The 16,983-nt window shown below is 27.4% G+C and carries 15 protein-coding genes; 9 read left to right on the top strand and 6 right to left on the bottom strand.

The window, feature by feature from the left end; all coding sequences use genetic code 11:
• The first annotated feature begins 55 nt into the window (after positions 1-55).
• Complete coding sequence (locus tag ACTTA8_RS04005) at positions 56-988, top strand: ABC transporter ATP-binding protein (protein WP_262589436.1); 933 nt, start codon at positions 56-58, stop codon at positions 986-988.
• Positions 978-1,745, top strand: a complete 768-nt coding sequence (locus ACTTA8_RS04000) for an ABC transporter permease (protein ID WP_262589435.1) — start codon at positions 978-980, stop codon at positions 1,743-1,745. Before ACTTA8_RS04005 ends, ACTTA8_RS04000 begins: the two co-directional genes overlap by 11 nt.
• Here the strand turns inward: ACTTA8_RS04000 and ACTTA8_RS03995 are convergent.
• The 3 genes from ACTTA8_RS03995 to ACTTA8_RS03985 all read right to left on the bottom strand — a co-directional run bounded on the left by ACTTA8_RS03995 (position 1,742) and on the right by ACTTA8_RS03985 (position 4,459).
• Positions 1,742-2,881, bottom strand: coding sequence for a glycine cleavage T C-terminal barrel domain-containing protein (locus ACTTA8_RS03995; protein ID WP_440618588.1), 1,140 nt, complete (start codon positions 2,879-2,881; stop codon positions 1,742-1,744). The genes ACTTA8_RS04000 and ACTTA8_RS03995 overlap by 4 nt on opposite strands.
• 101 nt (positions 2,882-2,982) lie before the next feature.
• Complete coding sequence (gene aceA / locus ACTTA8_RS03990; RefSeq protein WP_440654451.1) at positions 2,983-4,257, bottom strand: isocitrate lyase; 1,275 nt, start codon at positions 4,255-4,257, stop codon at positions 2,983-2,985.
• Between the two features lie 40 nt (positions 4,258-4,297).
• Positions 4,298-4,459 carry a hypothetical protein gene (locus ACTTA8_RS03985; protein ID WP_440614544.1) on the bottom strand — a complete coding sequence of 54 codons (162 nt, stop codon included), beginning with the start codon at positions 4,457-4,459 and terminating at the stop codon, positions 4,298-4,300.
• 111 nt (positions 4,460-4,570) lie between these two features.
• Here ACTTA8_RS03985 and ACTTA8_RS03980 point away from each other — a divergent pair, with 111 nt between their 5' ends.
• The 6 genes from ACTTA8_RS03980 (at position 4,571) to ACTTA8_RS03955 (ending at position 8,717) form a co-directional block, all read left to right on the top strand.
• A complete protein-coding gene (locus ACTTA8_RS03980; RefSeq protein WP_440618586.1) occupies positions 4,571-6,004 on the top strand; it encodes a helix-turn-helix domain-containing protein in 1,434 nt (477 codons plus the stop codon).
• Between the two features lie 173 nt (positions 6,005-6,177).
• Positions 6,178-6,447 carry a GNAT family N-acetyltransferase gene (locus tag ACTTA8_RS03975; protein WP_440614542.1) on the top strand — a complete coding sequence of 90 codons (270 nt, stop codon included), beginning with the start codon at positions 6,178-6,180 and terminating at the stop codon, positions 6,445-6,447.
• Positions 6,438-7,184, top strand: a complete 747-nt coding sequence (locus ACTTA8_RS03970; RefSeq protein WP_440654450.1) for a sulfite exporter TauE/SafE family protein — start codon at positions 6,438-6,440, stop codon at positions 7,182-7,184. The genes ACTTA8_RS03975 and ACTTA8_RS03970 overlap by 10 nt, the downstream gene beginning before the upstream one ends.
• Positions 7,181-7,735, top strand: coding sequence for a hypothetical protein (locus tag ACTTA8_RS03965; RefSeq protein ID WP_440654449.1), 555 nt, complete (start codon positions 7,181-7,183; stop codon positions 7,733-7,735). Before ACTTA8_RS03970 ends, ACTTA8_RS03965 begins: the two co-directional genes overlap by 4 nt.
• A gap of 2 nt (positions 7,736-7,737) precedes the next feature.
• Positions 7,738-8,307, top strand: a complete 570-nt coding sequence (locus tag ACTTA8_RS03960; RefSeq protein WP_440654448.1) for an SOUL family heme-binding protein — start codon at positions 7,738-7,740, stop codon at positions 8,305-8,307.
• Positions 8,304-8,717 (top strand): carbonic anhydrase, encoded by a 414-nt coding sequence (locus ACTTA8_RS03955; RefSeq protein WP_440614538.1) that lies wholly within the window; start codon positions 8,304-8,306, stop codon positions 8,715-8,717. Before ACTTA8_RS03960 ends, ACTTA8_RS03955 begins: the two co-directional genes overlap by 4 nt.
• Here the strand turns inward: ACTTA8_RS03955 and ACTTA8_RS03950 are convergent, their stop codons facing one another.
• Entirely contained in the window at positions 8,718-11,252 is a 2,535-nt protein-coding gene (locus ACTTA8_RS03950) for an ABC transporter permease (protein WP_440654446.1), read from the bottom strand.
• Positions 11,236-11,901 carry an ABC transporter ATP-binding protein gene (locus tag ACTTA8_RS03945; RefSeq protein ID WP_440654444.1) on the bottom strand — a complete coding sequence of 222 codons (666 nt, stop codon included), beginning with the start codon at positions 11,899-11,901 and terminating at the stop codon, positions 11,236-11,238. Before ACTTA8_RS03945 ends, ACTTA8_RS03950 begins: the two co-directional genes overlap by 17 nt.
• A 205-nt stretch (positions 11,902-12,106) precedes the next feature.
• On the opposite strand from ACTTA8_RS03945, the gene ACTTA8_RS03940 reads away from it, so the two are divergent.
• Positions 12,107-15,058: a hypothetical protein gene (locus tag ACTTA8_RS03940; protein ID WP_440654443.1), complete on the top strand. Its 2,952-nt coding sequence runs from the start codon at positions 12,107-12,109 to the stop codon at positions 15,056-15,058.
• Between the two features lie 230 nt (positions 15,059-15,288).
• Here the strand turns inward: ACTTA8_RS03940 and ACTTA8_RS03935 are convergent, their stop codons facing one another.
• Positions 15,289-16,983 carry a carbamoyltransferase N-terminal domain-containing protein gene (locus ACTTA8_RS03935; protein ID WP_440654441.1) on the bottom strand — a complete coding sequence of 565 codons (1,695 nt, stop codon included), beginning with the start codon at positions 16,981-16,983 and terminating at the stop codon, positions 15,289-15,291.

Genomic DNA, 16,983 nt, shown 5'->3' with positions numbered 1-16,983 from the left:
AAACAAATTTTAAAATATTGTAATACAATAAATTGTCTCTATATATGCCTAGTTCATGTCTGATCAAATAAGCATAAATAATCTATCAAAAGTCTACGATAATGGCTTTGAAGCCTTAAAGAAAATAAACCTAAACATTAAAAAAGGTGAAATTTTTGCAATGCTTGGACCAAATGGTGCGGGTAAAACTACTCTTATAAGTATTATTTGTGGAATCGTTCGACCATCTTCAGGAAAAGTTACTGTAGATGATTTTGATATCATTGATGATTACAGAGAAACAAGATCCAGAATTGGATTAGTTCCACAAGAATTAACTTTAGAACAATTTGAAACAGTTTTTAACAATGTCTCTTATTCAAGAGGTTTGTATGGAAAAAAACCAGATCCAAAACATATTGAAAAAATTTTAAAAGACTTAAGCTTATGGGATAAAAAAGATTTAAGATTAAGACAGTTGTCTGGAGGAATGAAGAGACGGGTATTAATTGCAAAAGCATTGTCTCACGAGCCAACTATATTATTTTTAGATGAGCCAACAGCTGGTGTTGATGTTGAATTACGTCAAGACATGTGGAAGGTAGTTGAAACACTAAGAAAAACTGGTGTTACAATTATTCTTACCACTCATTATATTGAAGAAGCAGAAGCAATCGCTGATAGAGTAGGAGTAATCAATCAAGGAGAAATTATCGTTGTTGATGAAACAAAAGAATTATTGAAAAAAATGGGACATAAAAAGCTTACAGTAGATCTTCAAGAAGAAATCACTGAAATCCCAAGCAGTTTAGATAAGTATAATTTAGAAATTGGAGAAGATAAAAAATCAATCAATTACACATATAATGTTAGAGCTAAAAGCACTGGAATAACTAACTTGTTACAAGATTTAAAAGATGCAAATTTAAAATTACAAGATTTAAAAACTGAACAAACTACTTTAGAAAAAATATTTGTGACATTAGTAAAGGAGAACAATGAAGTTTAATTATTACGCATTTAGAGCAATGTACTTACATGAAATGGATCGATTTAAGAGAACATTGATGCAATCATTATTTTCACCAGTTCTATCAACCTCTCTTTATTTTATTGTTTTTGGATCTGTAATTGGTGGATATGTAGAAAAGATTGATGGAATTAGTTATGGATCTTTTATTGTTCCTGGTCTTTTAATGTTAACGTTGTTAACTCAGTCAATCAGTAACACTTCATTTGGGATATTTTTTCCAAAATTTAATGGAACTATTTATGAAATTTTAGCTGCACCAATTTCAACTTTTGAAATTGTTTTAGCTTTTGTGGGTGCTGGTGCTACTAAAACTCTTATAGTCGGATTAGTTATATTTTTAACATCAACGTTTTTTGTTGAGGTTCAAGTAATGTATCCATTGTTAATGATATTTTTGTTAGTATTAGTAGCATTTACATTTGCTTTATTTGGTTTTTTAATTGGTTTAATGAGCTCTAATTTTGAGCAAATGTCTATCATCCCAACTTTAGTTATTACGCCAATGGTATTTTTAGGTGGTAGTTTATATTCTTTAGATATGTTGCCTGAGTTTTGGCAAACAGTTACTTATTTTAACCCAGTTGTTTATTTAATTAATGGTTTAAGATTTGCCTTTTATGGTGTTTCAGATTTCAATATTTGGGTGAGTGTTATTTCAATGGTAGTATTTTTGATGTCATGTGTAACTGTTGTTACAGTTCTATTGAAAAAAGGATACAATATTAAATCTTAGCTACTAGCTATTTTCTTTTTTGGGTCGTAAAAAGGTTTTTCTACTATTGTAGCAGAACATTTTCTTTCGTGAGTTTCTATGTCTAATTTATTGCCTAACTCTGAATGATTAACTTCAATCATTGCAAGTGCAATATTCTTTTTCAATCTAGGTGAATATACAGCTGAAGTTACCTTACCAATTGTCTTGCCATCTTTTTCAATCTGCCAAAAAGTTGTGTTTGGTCCTGATAATGGATCACAATCAATGATAAGACCAACTTGTTTTCTTTTAATTCCTTCTTGCTTGATTTTTTTAAGTGCTTCTTTACCTATAAAATTTATATCAGCATCTAAATTAACTAATCGATCAAATCCTAATTCGAATGGATTTGTATGAATATCTGCATCTGCGTGATAAGAAAGCATACCACCTTCTATTCTTCTAATAGAGGATGTATGACCAGGTTGAATACCATGTTCTTTACCAGCTTCCATTATTTTTTCATAAAGTTCATTACCTCTTGAGCCATCTCTTAAATATATTTCGTAACCAAGTTCACTTGACCAACCAGTTCTTGATACAATTAATGGAATTCCATCAAGTTCATATTCTCTTAACCAATAATATTTAAGATCTCTGATATCTTTACCAAATAGTTTGACCATTATTTCTTGTGAGGTAGGGCCTTGTAACTGTAGAGGGGATACATCTGGTTCAGATATTTTAACATCTAAACCTGAGTTAACTGCAACACCTTGTGCCCATAACAAAACATCACTATCTGCTAAAGATAACCAAAAATGATTTTCAGCCAGTCTTAATAAAACTGGATCATTTAAGATACCGCCATCATTGTTTACGATTAAAACATATTTACATTGTCCAACTGATAACTTTGAAAGATCTCTAGGAGTTAAAAGCTGAGTAAATTTATATGCATCAGGACCAGTGATCTCGACCTGTCTTTCGACTGCAACATCACATAAAATTGATTTTTCAATAAGGTTCCAAAAGTTTTGCTCAGGACTTCCAAAATCCCTTGGAATATACATGTGATTATATACAGAAAAACCTGTTGCTCCCCATTTTACAGTAGCATCGAAATAAGGAGATTTTCTTATTTGTGTTCCAAAACCAAAATTTTTATTAGACATTTGAGAGGCTTAACAGTCTGAGTATTAATTACAAATAAAAAAAATAGCCCTAGTTATATTAAGGGCTATCAAAAAAAAATGGAGAGGGAAGTTATTTTTTTTTAAAACTGTTCAGATTCAGTAGAACCAGCCATTGCTGTTGTCGAGCTTTGGCCGCTACTAATAGTATTTGAGACTGCATCAAAATAAGACGTACCAACTTCTCTTTGGTGTTTAACGCTAGTATAGCCATCTTTCTCTCTAGCAAATTCTTGTTGTTGAATTCTAGAATATGCAGCCATACCTTCTTTTCTATATTTCTCAGCAAGTTCAAAAATTGCAATGTTTTGAGTATGAAACCCAGCAAGAGTAATGAACTGGAATTTGTAACCCATTTTAGCAATTTCTTGTTGGAATGAAGCAATCTCGTCATCACTTAAATGTTTTTTCCAATTGAATGATGGAGAACAATTGTAAGCTAACAGTTTTCCAGGAAACTTTTCATGAATTGCATCTGCAAATTTTTTAGCCTCAGCTAAATTAGGAGTAGCTGTTTCACACCAAATTAAATCAGCATACGGTGCATAAGCCAAACCTCTAGAGATAGCTTGTTCAATTCCATCTTTAACATAATGAAATCCTTCTGGAGATCTATCACCAGTTAAAAATGGTTTATCATTTTCATCAAAATCATTTGTAATAAGTTTTGCTGCATTAGCATCAGTTCTTGCTAATATAATTAAAGGAACTTCTGCAATATCAGCAGCTAATCTTGCGGCTTTTAAGTTTTTGACCATTGTACCAGTTGGAACAAGAACTTTTCCACCCATATGACCACATTTTTTTTCACTAGCTAATTGGTCTTCAAAGTGAACACCTGCAGCACCAGCTCTTATAAATTTTTTAGTTAATTCAAATACATTTAATGGTCCACCAAAACCTGCTTCACCATCAGCTATAATTGGAAGCATATAATCTACTTTTTCCTCTCTTTTCATTTCACCATCTTGCATTTCCATATGCTGAATTTGATCTGCTCTAATTAAAGAGTTGTTCATAGATTCAACTAACTTAGGAGCACTATCATAAGGATATAAAGATTGATCTGGATACATCTCTCCAGCAGTATTTGCATCTGCTGCAACTTGCCAACCACTTAGATATATTGCTTTTAATCCAGCTTTTGCATGTTGAACAGCTTGGTTACCTGACAAAGAACCAAGAGTATTAACATAAGCTTCTGTATTTAATAAATGCCAGAGTTTTTCAGATTGATTTTTGCAAAGTGAGTACTCAATTTTAATTGAACCTCTTAATCTCTCCACTTCTTCATCAGTGTAGTCTCGTTTGATACCTGCGAACCTTTTTAACTCGTAAGAGATTTTCTCAGCACTCATTGTTTTTAATCCTTTGTTGAAGAAAATTGAAAAAGTTGAATTAGTTACTATCGTTTAAAGCTTCGATTAGTTCACTCATTCCACTTGAACCCCAATCACAATGATCGTCCCTCATGTAAATTCCTTTACTATGATGGTGATCTAAATCCTCTTTTTTAATGATTTGGGCCTCATTTTCTGTGTTTTTTAAGTTTTTATCCATACGAGTCATATATTTTACAAAATTTACAAAATCTATAAAAAACGTTAAAAAGCTTTGTAAATAGGGAAAAAATATTGTAAAAATAAATTTACAAAATTTACAAATAGTAAAATGAGTCAAATAGATCTTAAAATAGGGCCAAAAATAAGAGCTTTTAGAAGACAACTTGGGCTACAAGCCAATAAATTAGCTGAAGATTTAAGTATTTCTCCTAGTTATTTAAACTTAATTGAAAGCGGTAAAAGAAAAATAGATGGTGATTTACTTTTAAATGTTTGTGAAAAACTAAATATCCAATTGTCGGATCTTACATCTAAAACAGATATTAATCTTCAAAACACAATTTCAGAAATTTTAGATGATAGTTTGTTTGAAGACTTAGATATTTTAGGTCCAGAAGTAAAAGATTTAGTAAGTACCAATCCAAAGATTGGAAAAGCAATTGTAAGATTAGGAGATATTCTTAAAAAAAAAGATCATGAATTGATAAGTAAGATTGAAAAAATTTCAGGAAAAATTGTAGATAATAGAAAAAATTCTTTTCCTGGAGAAGTGGTAGTTGATTTTTTTCAAGAGAATAAAAATTATTTTCCAAAGTTAGAAGAGTTTGCAAATAAAGTTTTTAATAAAATTCAAAAAAATAATCGAACAAGATATTTATCTCTGTGTGATTATTTACTGTCAGAATATTCAATAACTGTAAAAGATGTTATTCCGGATGAGAGTAAACCATTTTCAAAAATCTATAACAAAAGTAAAAAAGAGTTATTACTAAGTGATTATAGTTCTTTAGAAACAAAAAAATTACATGCTGCCTCTCAAATTGCACAACTGGGTGCAATTAAAGATGTTGAATATTATTTAACTAAGTTTAGTTTTCCATCAGAAGAATCGAAAAAACTTACTAAAGTTGCTTTGTTAAATTATTGTGGTGCTGCAATTTTGATGCCATACAAACTATTTCATTCTGAATGTAAAAAATTAAAATATGATTTAGAATTATTGCAAAATACATTTGCAACTTCATTTGAACAAGTAGCTCACAGAGTTACATGTTTGCAAGATCCAAAACTACCAGGTATTCCATTTCATTTCTTAAGAGTTGATATGGCTGGAAATATTTCAAAGAGATTTTCTTTATCTGGAATTGATATACCAAGATATGGTGGAGCTTGTCCTAGATGGAATGTTTATACTGCATTCACTACTCCAGGAGTTTTACATACAGCAGTTAGTAAAATGAATAATGGTGAAAAATATGTTTGTATTGCAAAAACTGTAGAAAAAGGAATTGGAAGATTTGGTCAATCTAAAAATGTATTATCTATAGGTTTAGGTTGTGAGGCAAAATATGCAAAAGATTTTATTTATACTGAAAATATGAACATTAATGATAAATCAACGGAAATTCCTATTGGTGTTTCATGTAGAACCTGTGACAGATTAGATTGTTCACAAAGAGCATTTCCACCACTACATAAAAAATTCGATGTAGACTTAAATAGTCGTGGGGTTTCTGTTTATGTTAGTGACGATAAATCTTAAACTATGATTAAATATATTTTACCTGCCATAATAATTTTTCTGATCGTATTATTTTGGGAAAAAATAACTGATTTTGTTGAGAAAAAGTTCAATATTAAGCTTAATTATATCGTTGTTAGTTCTATAGTTGCTGCAATAGCAATTATCCTTTTGCTCCTTAATTACTAGGATTTATGAACAGCATTGATTTATCTACTTATAAATTAGATGAAGCGGATGGTGTTTTTACTTATAAAAATGAAAATACAACACTTGGATTTGTTCGATTTAATGAAAAGGGAGAAGTGGAGTACATTTTTGTTAATCCAATTTTTAGAAAAAAAGGAATAGCAACAAAATTATTACAGTTGGTTAAACAAAAAACAGGAAAAGAAATAATCCTTCAAGAACCGATTAGTCCTTTAGGCTCAAAACTATTAAATTCATTAAACAAATGGAAATAAACTTATTATTTTTCTTCACAGTTGTACCAGCAATAATTTTGTACGGTATTGCAAAATCAGGGTTGGGTGGATCGATGACTTTAATATCTATTCCATTAATGACCATTGTAATGCCTTTGAACCAAGCATTAGGAATAATTTTGCCAATTTTAATATTTTCAGATTTTATTGCAGTTTATAAATATAGAAAAGAATATGACTTAGGTACTTTAAAGTTAATGGTTCCATTTGCTGCTGTTGGAATAATAATTGCATCTTTCACGTTCACATATTTTTCTGAAGAGTTATTAAAATTTATGATTGGTTTAATGGGATTTATTTTTGCAGGTCATTATTTTTTTTTTAAAAAAGATAAAGAAGCCAAATCTCAAAAAAATTCTATCAAAGGAAGTATTTGTTCTGTCATAGCTGGCTTTACAAGTTTCTGTGTCCATGCAGGAGGAACACCTGTAAGTGTTTATATGCTTCCTTTAAGGATGCAGAAAGAAATTTATGTAGGAACAAGAATTATATTTTTTACTTTTGTTAATCTAATAAAGCTTCCTTTATATATTAACCTTTCAATGACAAACTTAGTGACCTTTAAACAATCAGTATTTTTATTTCCAATTGCTTTTATAGGAATACTAATTGGTTATCGATTAATTAAAATTATAAATGAAAAATTATTTTATAATATTTTATATATTTTAATTTTTATAAGTAGTTCAAAACTTTTATATGATTATTTAATATGAAAAAAAAATTTAATCCTAGAATAAAAGCAAGAATAAGGAAAAATAAACAAGTTCTTAATAAAAAAATTGATAATTTTTTTGGTTGGGTAAAAGGTGCCAAACTTGTTGAACTTAAAGAATGTAATGTAGAGGAAGATCCAGTTCGACCAGAGTTAGACAATAAATTTAGAACAGGATTTGGAAGAAAAATTTATGGGGTCAAGTATCAAGGTGAAATTCATGCTGTTATGTGTTTTGCTTATACAAATCAAATTCCCAAAAGTGTGGATGAACTTGAAAAATTAAGTACTGATGCTTTTCTACAAAGTGCAATGAGAGATCAAAAAGGTGGTCAAATTGCTATTGCTTATACAGTATGGTCAAAGAAAAAAGGTGGAGGAAAGTTAATTGTAAAAGAAGTGTTTAAAAAGATAAAAAAATCCAATCATTTAAACAGACTAGTCACACTTTCACCTTTAACTGAAATGGCAACAAATTTTCATGAAAGAAATGGGGCAAAATTAGTTCAAATTAATGAAACTACACAAAATTTTGAATATAAAGTTATTTAACCATGAAGTTAAATAAACTATTAATTCTTCTATTTTGTACTTTCTTTCTTTTACCGTATTCTATTGTCATGGCTAATGAAGAAGCAAAGTATGAAGTAGTTGATAAAAATGAAATTTATGAGATCAGAAAATATTCTGATCGTTTAGCAGTTGAAACCTCTAGAGCTGGAATAGATAGTAATTTTAGAAAATTATTTAATTACATTTCTGGAAGAAATGACACACAGGAAAAAATAGCAATGACTACTCCAGTCACTCAAGTAGAAAAAAATGGAAATATGACTATGCAGTTTTATTTACCTTCAAAGTTTAATTCAGATAACGTACCTAACCCAAGTAGAAATGATGTAAGAATAGTAAATATTGAAGGAGGATATTATGCTGTGCTTAGATATTCTGGTCGAGCTTCTGATGGAAATTTCATAAAACATAAAGAAATCCTAGAAAAAGAGTTAAACAAAAATAATATTTCAATTATAAGTCCACCTATTAGAGCTACATATGATAGTCCTTTTACCCTTCCAATGAATAGAAGGAATGAGGCAATGTATAAAGTGGAGTTTAATTCATGAAGTCAAAGTTTAAAGCAATGGTGTTATCTTGTATGGACCCAAGATTTCAACATTTAGTTCACAATCATTTAAAGAAAAAAAAATTAACTGGTAAGTATAGTGCTTTTACAATTGCTGGTGCTGCGGTAGGGGTCACACATAATAAATTTAAAAAATGGCATAATACTTTTTATGATAATCTTGGAACTTCAATACAGCTTCATAAAATAGAAAAGCTTATTGTTATAAATCACAAAGATTGCGGTGCTGCAAAAATTGCTAATGGAAAAAAAGAATTTACACCAGCAAATGAAAAAAAAATACATCAAGACTCATTTAATAAACTTAAAAAGGAAATTAAAAAAAGATTTCCAAAACTAAAAGTGGAATTAAATGTAATTGCTTTAGATAGTAAAATTACAAAATTTTAATTATTGATTTCTAATCAAAGGATAAACTTTTGGATTTAGATATTTTAAATTTGTTAACATAATCAATATCAATGTTACAAATCCGATTGAAAAACCTAAGTAGATTAAAACTTTAAAATCAAACATCCATACAAGTTCAAAGATATTTTCCATAATAAATTTTGAACCAATTACTGCAAAAAATATTGCAATCAGTATGACTGATTTAAATATAATGATAAATTCTATTAATGATGAGAGGATTATTTCTTTTTTTGAAAAGCCTAGAATTTTAAATACTAAGTTTTGATACTCTTTGACCTTACCTTGAACCATAATTGCACTTGAAATAACAATTAAACCAATCACAATAGTTACAGCTGATATTAGAGTAACTGCAATGAATACTTTATTTAAAACAGCTGTTACTTTTGTCAGATAATCTGCAATTTTAATCATAGACAAGCTAGGCATAACTTCCAGCATTTCAGTTTCATCAAATTTATCAGAGTTAAATTTTGCTGTTGCTAAATATTCATGAGGAATATTTTGAGCGAACTGAGGATTAAATAGCATTGCAAAGTTAATACTTAAATCTCGATAATCAACTTCTCTAAAATTAATCACTTCGCCATCTATTTCTCTTCCATATATATTTAAAGTAAAAATATCTCCTAATTGAATGTTAAAATCTCTTGCAACTTTAGCATCTAAAGATATCTGAAGTTGATTAGGTTTATTTAAATCCCACCATTCTCCAGCAACTAATGGATTATCTTCAGGAACATCTTCCACCCATGAGGATCTTCTCTCACTTCCTATTACCCAATAACTATCATTATCAGGCTTAATATAAGTATTTGGATTAATGCCATTAATTTTTGTAATGCCAGATGAGACCATAGGAACAACTTCAATGTCTGCATCTGGATCCATCTTTAATATTCCTTGCTCAAACTTTTCACGCTCTCCTTTTTGAATTCCTACAAAGAAATAATCAGGTGCAATATCAGGAATTGATTTAGCAATTTCTCTTTGAAAATTTGTTCCAACCAACGCCAATGTTAAAAGTAAAGTAACTCCTAAACCTAAAGACATTATAGTAATTGGAGTGATACTTTTAGTTTGAGTGATATTCTTAATTGATACCTTTAATGAAATATTGGAGCTTGATTTAAATTTTTTAAGAAAAAATATAATTATTCTTGAAAGAAAGAAAAACACAATTAAACACACAAAAAATGCAGCAAAATAACCAAGACTGTAAGTCGGTTGCTCTGAACCAACTGTAAATAATAAAACTAAAATAGAGAGCAAAATAAAACTTAAAACAACAGACTTTTTTGAATAATAAAATTGTAGGTTTTGAAAAACATTTCTAAATAAATTAGATGCTTTTACTTGGTCAATTGAACTTATTGTTGGGATAGAAAATATTACAAGTACCAACAAACCTACTAAAAATATTTTAATAAAATTAACTATAGAAAATACTGGATAAACATTTAATCCAAGTCCATCTGATAAGTATTTATCAGCTATAGGGACTATTAAAAAACTAGAGCCATAAGAAATAACAGTAATTACAAACAACAATATTAATAATTGAAGATAATAAAGTGTCTTTATATTTCCTGAGTAAAATCCAACTGCTTTTCTAACTGCAATTGACATATTGTTTTGATTAATAAAAGAGAGAAGGGTGTTTGCAATTCCAATACCAGCAATCAACATCGCACTTATTGAAACAAGAGATAAAAATTGTGAAAAATTGTTAATTATTCTCTTTATTCCACTTGCTGAATTTTCAGGATAACGAAGCTTTACTTTTTGATCATCTTTAAAAATATTCTCAATTCGTTTTTCTAACTCTTCAGGGTTATCTCCTTCATTAAATTTTACTTTATATTCGTAGTTTAAAAAGCTTCCAATCCCGTTTAGTTTTAATATCTCTAATGTTTGCTTTCCTGCGAGTGCCCAATCACCAAAAGCAACAAATCCACTTACATCTGGTACTGATTTTATTATTCCTATAACTGTAAAGTTTTGGTCTTGAACTTTAACTTGTTCATTAAGTTTTATATTTAGTGTTTTTGACAAACTTTCATTAATTAAAATAGTATTTGGTTCCTTTTGCATTCGCTCATAAGCACCTTCGGGTTCAAATACTACTTCGCCATATAACGGGTATTTTTCATCAACTGTTTTAATTCTAGTAAATAACGATTTATTTTTTTCTCTTCCAGTTGTTGAAAGCATCGTACTGAACTCAATCATTTGAGATACAGTTGCAAATTCTTTTACCTGATTAACTAGTTCTAGATTTCCTTGGTTACGATTGTAATCAATTTCTAAATCGCCACCCAATAAAGCTTTTGCATTATCGTTCAGTTCCTTTTTAAGACTATCTTCAATTGTAAAAATAGCACTTAATATAAAGAGACTGATAAATAGAGTAACAATAATACTTGAGATTTTGTGATAGTTTCTGCTTAAATCCTTCAAAGCATATTTAAAAATCAAACTAAATTCAGATCGATTATTTAATTTTTCCATCTTTTATTTTGATTTTTCTTTTTGCTTTGTTTGCAAGTTTTGGATCGTGCGTTACCATGATTAAAGAAGATCCTTCCTCTTTTACATATTTAAATAGAATATCCGAAATCATTAATGAGTTTTCAGTGTCCAAGTTTCCTGTAGGTTCATCAGCTAAGATTAATTCAGGCTTCATTGCTATAGCTCTTGCAATCGCAACTCTTTGCTGTTCACCACCAGATAACTGACTAGGTAAATTATTAAATCGGTGCTTTAAACCAAATCTATCTAATAAATTTTTTGCCTCACTCTCAGGATTTTTAAAATTATTTAATTCTAGTGTTAAAGCAACGTTTTCAACTGCTGTGTAATTTGGAATTAAATAGAAGGATTGAAATATAATTCCAATATTCTTCTTTCTAATTTCTGATACTTCATCCTCATTTAAACCTGTAATTTCTTGATCTTGAAAAATAATTTTACCTGAAGTTGGTTTTTCTAGTCCTCCAACCAACATGATTAAACTAGTTTTACCAGATCCACTTTCACCAACGACAGAAACTGTCTCTTTTTTCTTAATGGTTAGATCAATATTCTTTAAAACACTGATGCTTTCTTTACCAGTTTGGTATTTGAGATTTATTTTTTTTAATTTAATAAGCACACTCATAAATAATTTTCTAAACCATTAATTGTAAATATTTCTACAAGGATCAAATTTTTATAAATTATATGTTTAATTTTACAATAAAATTAGGAATATTTTTAAATTAAAGAAAATTTTCTTTGATAATTACTTATCTAAAATATTTTCATTGAATATTAAGTTTAAATAATATTAGTATAAATTTTGATAAAAGTTATGATTATAAATTATGAAAAATAATTTTTTTGTTTTTTTAATTTTTTCTTGGCTTTTAATTTTTAATAATTCTGTAAGTGCTGTAGTAAAAAAATACCAAGGTGTAGGTGATCTATATCTTTCAGATAAATTAATTGATGAATACTTCAATTACATAAATCAAAAACCAAATAAACTGCCATTAGTATTTTTCATAACTGAAGATAAAGAAAATTCTTATTTTTCGATTATAAATAATGATGGGGGAGGTTGGGCAGGTTCTGCAACAATTTTAAAAAAAAAAAATAAATGTGAGAAAGAGTTCAATCAAAAGTGTAATTTATTTTCTAATGTAAGATATATTGTTTGGGATAATGGAATAAATCCATTGAAAGAATCAGATTCAAAAATTGATTCAAATACTTCTAAAGAAGAACTAATTTTAATATTAAGAAAATTAGGATTTATTATTGATCAAAATAAATTAGCTGAGGAAAAAGCTGCTCAAGAAAAAAGATTAGCTGAGGAAAAAGCTGCTCAAGAAAAAAAATTAGCTGAGGAAAAAGCAGCTAAAGAAAAAAAATTAGCTGAGGAAAAAGCAGCTAAAGAAAAAAAATTAGCTGAGGAAAAGCTTAAAGAAGAGGAAATAAATCGAAAACTATCACTTTTTAAGGAAACAGAATTAAAAAAAAGTCAAAAACTGATAAAATATACAAAGGAATTTGTTAAAACTTATCCAGATGAATTTGATATAGTAGAAATAGCGAAATTATTTTTATCAGTAGATGAAATATTAAAAGGTAATTTGAATAGTGCTGATGCTAAAAATTTAGAAAATCTAAAAAAATTTACTTCAAAATCTAAAAAATTTAAAAATTATGAAAAACAACTTCTAAAGAAAGACAGAGAAAAAAAGATTGAAGTTGTTGATACCAGTTTAAACAACCTTGGTAAAAACATAGATAAATTAAAGGAATTTTTAGTAAATAACATTACCTCAAGTTATTCAAAAGAAATAATAGAGCTAATAGAGGATTCTGAAAAAAGATTAAAAGATTACAAAAATTTACAAGATTTAAATAACCAAACAAAAAAAATAGATATTTTACTTTCAAAAATTAATGAATTTGAAAGAAATATATTGACGTTGAATAAATATTTAGCTGATTTGGAAGGTTACCTGTTAGAATTTATGTCTACGGAGCTATCACCAAAAATAATTGAACAAATAGAAAAAATTGAAAAATCTTTGAATGAAACAAATTCTTCAAATTTGAAACAACTAATCAAAGAGACAGAAGTTTTTATACAAGAAGAAATAATAAATTTTGAAAAAAAGCAAGCAGAAGAAAAACGTAAAGAAGAGGAGCGAATAGCAGAAGAAAAACGTAAAGAAGAGAAGCGAATAGCAGAAGAAAAACGTAAAGAAGAGGAGCGAATAGCAGAAGAAAAACGTAAAGAAAAAGAACGTTTAGCAGAGGAAAAACGTAAAGAAGAGGATCTTAAACTTCAAGAAACTTATAAAAAATATAAAATAGATTTAAATAATGAGTTTCAAAAAGATATTATTAAACTAGGTTTAAATAACAATTTTCAATTTGATGATATTTCTTTTTTGAGAAACGATAAAATTATCAAAATATCAAATTTGAGATCAAATGAACTTAAAATCGGAAATATAGAGTTAAAGGATTTCAATAAAAATATTTATGATCTTATAAAAAATGGTTTTAACGATAATCTGTTAAATGATTTATTTAAAACAAAAAACTGGTTCTCAAAATTGGTTATCTCAAACATTTCATATAATGATGCAAGAGGAACTAAAGTTGATATACAAGAGTTTTCAATTAATGATTTTGAATTAAATGGATATGAAAAATATAAAGATGAAATATTTAATACTTCATTAAAAAATGACGAATTAAATTATATTAGTGCTCTATTAAGTCTAAATATAGGCAATTACTCTGTAAAAAACCTCAAATATAAAAGTAATCTCGAGGAGTACTCATTTGATCTTACTGAATTTGATAATTTTAGTTTGACGAATACAGATAAATCAACAACAGTTAATTACAGATCTAATGATGCAAAAAACAACCTATCAATTTTTTATAAAGTAGCTAATTTAGATAATTTCTCTTTAGATCAAAAAGAAATTGTAAAATTATTGAATTCAATAAATACTAAAAAATTAGATTTATTTACCTCACCGGGTGTATTGTTGAATTCATTTTCTGAATTAGAAAATATAAATATAGAAGACTTAATTGTAGAAGAGTTAGATTCAAAAAGAAAAATTTTTTCTCTTAAAAATTTTGAAATAACTGACATAGAATTTGAAAAACCATCTAACAAAGATCAAAAAATTTTATCTAATTTAGAGTTTAATGTTGATGATCTGGAAATGGTAGGAATGGATAAATTTTATCCTGATTTTTCTAATTATATGAAAAAATTAAGCTATTCTAAAATAGGTTTAAACACAGGTGGAAAATGGTATTGGAATGTAAATGATGATGAATTTGGATTAAATTTAAACATAGGTTTAACAGATGCCTTTTCACTTAATTTTACTAGTGAATACTCAGGTCTTTCATCAGATTTTCTTAATTTAAATTCAGATGCTATGGGGGTATATTTTTTAACTAATTTTAAAATTAATGAGGCTGAACTATCATTACAAGACAAATCTTTAAGGAATAGATTGATCAGAATGTTCTCTTTAGAGACAAACAAATCAGAAGCTCAAGTTAAAAATATGACTATAAGCAATATAAGAAATTATTCAGCAACAATGAGACAATCAAATTTAACTCGGGAATATGAGAAATCTATAATAAATTTTATTGATGGAGATGATGAAATAAAATTTAAACTTAAACCAAAAACACCAGTATCAATTGCAGAAATAACACCTTATTTCCAGAATGGAGATGCCGATCTGTTGGCAGAGAAACTTAATTTAACTGTCGGTAACTAAATTTTATAAAATAAAAATAATTTTTATTTAAATTTAATTAATATACTTATTAATTAAAAATTTTATCTCTTACTAAATGGCTATATAGGTAAAGGGTAAAAATATTTCAAAAATTACAAATAAAGAGAAAAGTAAGACAAAAATAATAAAAATTACAAAAAAAAATGTTTTTATAAAACCATATTTTTTTCTAAAGTCGTTAATTAATAATAAATAATTTAATATTTTTTTCATATATTTTTAGTTTGATAAAGACCATCATCCATTAAAACAAATTTAATATCCATTCTTTTCATATTTACAAAAACATCAAATATATCAAATACCACAGGATCCTTTGATATGTTAAAGGAGGTATTAACTAATATTTCAGAACCTTCTTTTTTAAGTTCTTTTAAAATTTTATAGGTTATTGACGTTTCATCGTTAATTATTTGAGTTCTTGAAGTTCCATCTATATGAATTATTGAACTATATTTTTCATAAAGATTTTTTTTAGCATCACATAAGCAACCCATCCATTCTAAATTTTTCTTAACATTTTCATTTATATTAAAATATTTTTTAAAATCTTCTTCAAGTAACATTGGAGCTAAAGGTTGAAAATTTTTTCTTTTTTTAATTTTATTATTTAAATTATTTACTATCTCTGAATTTTTTGCATTACAAAATATTGATGTATTACCTAATGATCTTGGGCCAATTTCTGTAGCACCATAGTATGATGCAATTACATTACCTTCAATTATTTTATTTACAGTTTCTTCAATAAAATTTTCAGTTGTACATATTTTGACAAAATAGTTATCTTTATTTATTTTTTCATTAATTAATTGCTTTTTTGGTCCAAGGAATACTGTTTTTAGATTTAATATCTCATTTTTTTTATGATTTAAAAATGCAAAATTTGCAGCTCCAATTGCTGACCCTGAATCTCCAGGTGATGGAGGAACAATTAGTTCATCAAAAAAATCTAGTTTTGATAAATTATGTATCATCTTACAATTAAGTGCAACACCACCTGTTAAAACAATTTTTTTTTTATTAGAGATCTTAATAATATTTCTCATAATGTTTTCCATTGTTTCTTCTAAAATAATTTGAGCAGAACATGCAATGTCTGCATATTTCTTGAAATTGGCATCTATATTGATGTTCAGATAAGGTTCATCAATTATATTTCTTAGTTTTTTTGAGAAGGATTTGTTAGAACTTTTATGGAATTCAAAATATTTAATATCTAATTTTGAATTTTCTGTGTTTAATATCTTTTTAAATTTTTTTACATACTTAGGTTTACCAAAAGAGCTCAATGACATTACTTTGAATTCTCCCTCATTGACTTCAAATCCTAAAAAATCTGTAATAGTAGAATAAAATAAACCTAAAGAGTCTGGGTAATAGTTTGTCCAAATTTTTTTAATCTTATAATTTTCATCAATAGTGAAGGCAGCCATTGTTTCACCCTCTCCAACACCATCACAAGTTAAATACACATATTCTGAGAAATTTTTTACAATTGTCATTCCATACAAACAATGACTTAGATGATGTGAAGAATAGATAATTTTGTTTTTTGAAATTTTAATTTTTTTGTTTAATTCTGTAAAAAAAAAAATAGCACTCTTGTTAAAAAATTTTAAATGATTAATTAAAAAATCCCTATTTTGGATTGGATTTTTAATTGAATAATAAAATAATTCCCACCAAGATTTGAAAGGTTTTTCATAGAAAGAAATAAATTTTATATTTTTTTCATTTAAATCAAATTTTTTTATCAAAAAATCTAAACATCTTTTTGGAAAATTTTTATCTCCCTTAATTCTAGAAAATGATTCCTCTTTTAAAAAACAATTTATTCCATTGTTATTTGTTAAAAAAACTGAAGACTCATGATAATAAGCTGATATCCCAATATAATACAT

Origin of the sequence: Candidatus Pelagibacter sp. HIMB1506, from assembly GCF_052047935.1 — a bacterium.
Classification (GTDB): domain Bacteria; phylum Pseudomonadota; class Alphaproteobacteria; order Pelagibacterales; family Pelagibacteraceae; genus Pelagibacter.
This window is presented reverse-complemented; position numbering and strand designations above follow the sequence as displayed.

Bases quoted from the DNA above. Each gene is read 5' to 3' on its own strand.
- aceA (WP_440654451.1), bottom strand. From the start codon at position 4,257: ATGAGTGCTGAGAAAATCTCTTACGAGTTAAAAAGGTTCGCAGGTATC.
- ACTTA8_RS04000 (WP_262589435.1), top strand. From the start codon at position 978: ATGAAGTTTAATTATTACGCATTTAGAGCAATGTACTTACATGAAATG.
- ACTTA8_RS04005 (WP_262589436.1), top strand. From the start codon at position 56: ATGTCTGATCAAATAAGCATAAATAATCTATCAAAAGTCTACGATAAT.
- ACTTA8_RS03935 (WP_440654441.1), bottom strand. From the start codon at position 16,983: ATGTATTATATTGGGATATCAGCTTATTATCATGAGTCTTCAGTTTTT.
- ACTTA8_RS03985 (WP_440614544.1), bottom strand. From the start codon at position 4,459: ATGGATAAAAACTTAAAAAACACAGAAAATGAGGCCCAAATCATTAAA.
- ACTTA8_RS03965 (WP_440654449.1), top strand. From the start codon at position 7,181: ATGAAAAAAAAATTTAATCCTAGAATAAAAGCAAGAATAAGGAAAAAT.
- ACTTA8_RS03980 (WP_440618586.1), top strand. From the start codon at position 4,571: ATGAGTCAAATAGATCTTAAAATAGGGCCAAAAATAAGAGCTTTTAGA.
- ACTTA8_RS03955 (WP_440614538.1), top strand. From the start codon at position 8,304: ATGAAGTCAAAGTTTAAAGCAATGGTGTTATCTTGTATGGACCCAAGA.
- ACTTA8_RS03975 (WP_440614542.1), top strand. From the start codon at position 6,178: ATGAACAGCATTGATTTATCTACTTATAAATTAGATGAAGCGGATGGT.
- ACTTA8_RS03950 (WP_440654446.1), bottom strand. From the start codon at position 11,252: ATGGAAAAATTAAATAATCGATCTGAATTTAGTTTGATTTTTAAATAT.
- ACTTA8_RS03995 (WP_440618588.1), bottom strand. From the start codon at position 2,881: ATGTCTAATAAAAATTTTGGTTTTGGAACACAAATAAGAAAATCTCCT.
- ACTTA8_RS03960 (WP_440654448.1), top strand. From the start codon at position 7,738: ATGAAGTTAAATAAACTATTAATTCTTCTATTTTGTACTTTCTTTCTT.
- ACTTA8_RS03970 (WP_440654450.1), top strand. From the start codon at position 6,438: ATGGAAATAAACTTATTATTTTTCTTCACAGTTGTACCAGCAATAATT.
- ACTTA8_RS03940 (WP_440654443.1), top strand. From the start codon at position 12,107: ATGAAAAATAATTTTTTTGTTTTTTTAATTTTTTCTTGGCTTTTAATT.
- ACTTA8_RS03945 (WP_440654444.1), bottom strand. From the start codon at position 11,901: ATGAGTGTGCTTATTAAATTAAAAAAAATAAATCTCAAATACCAAACT.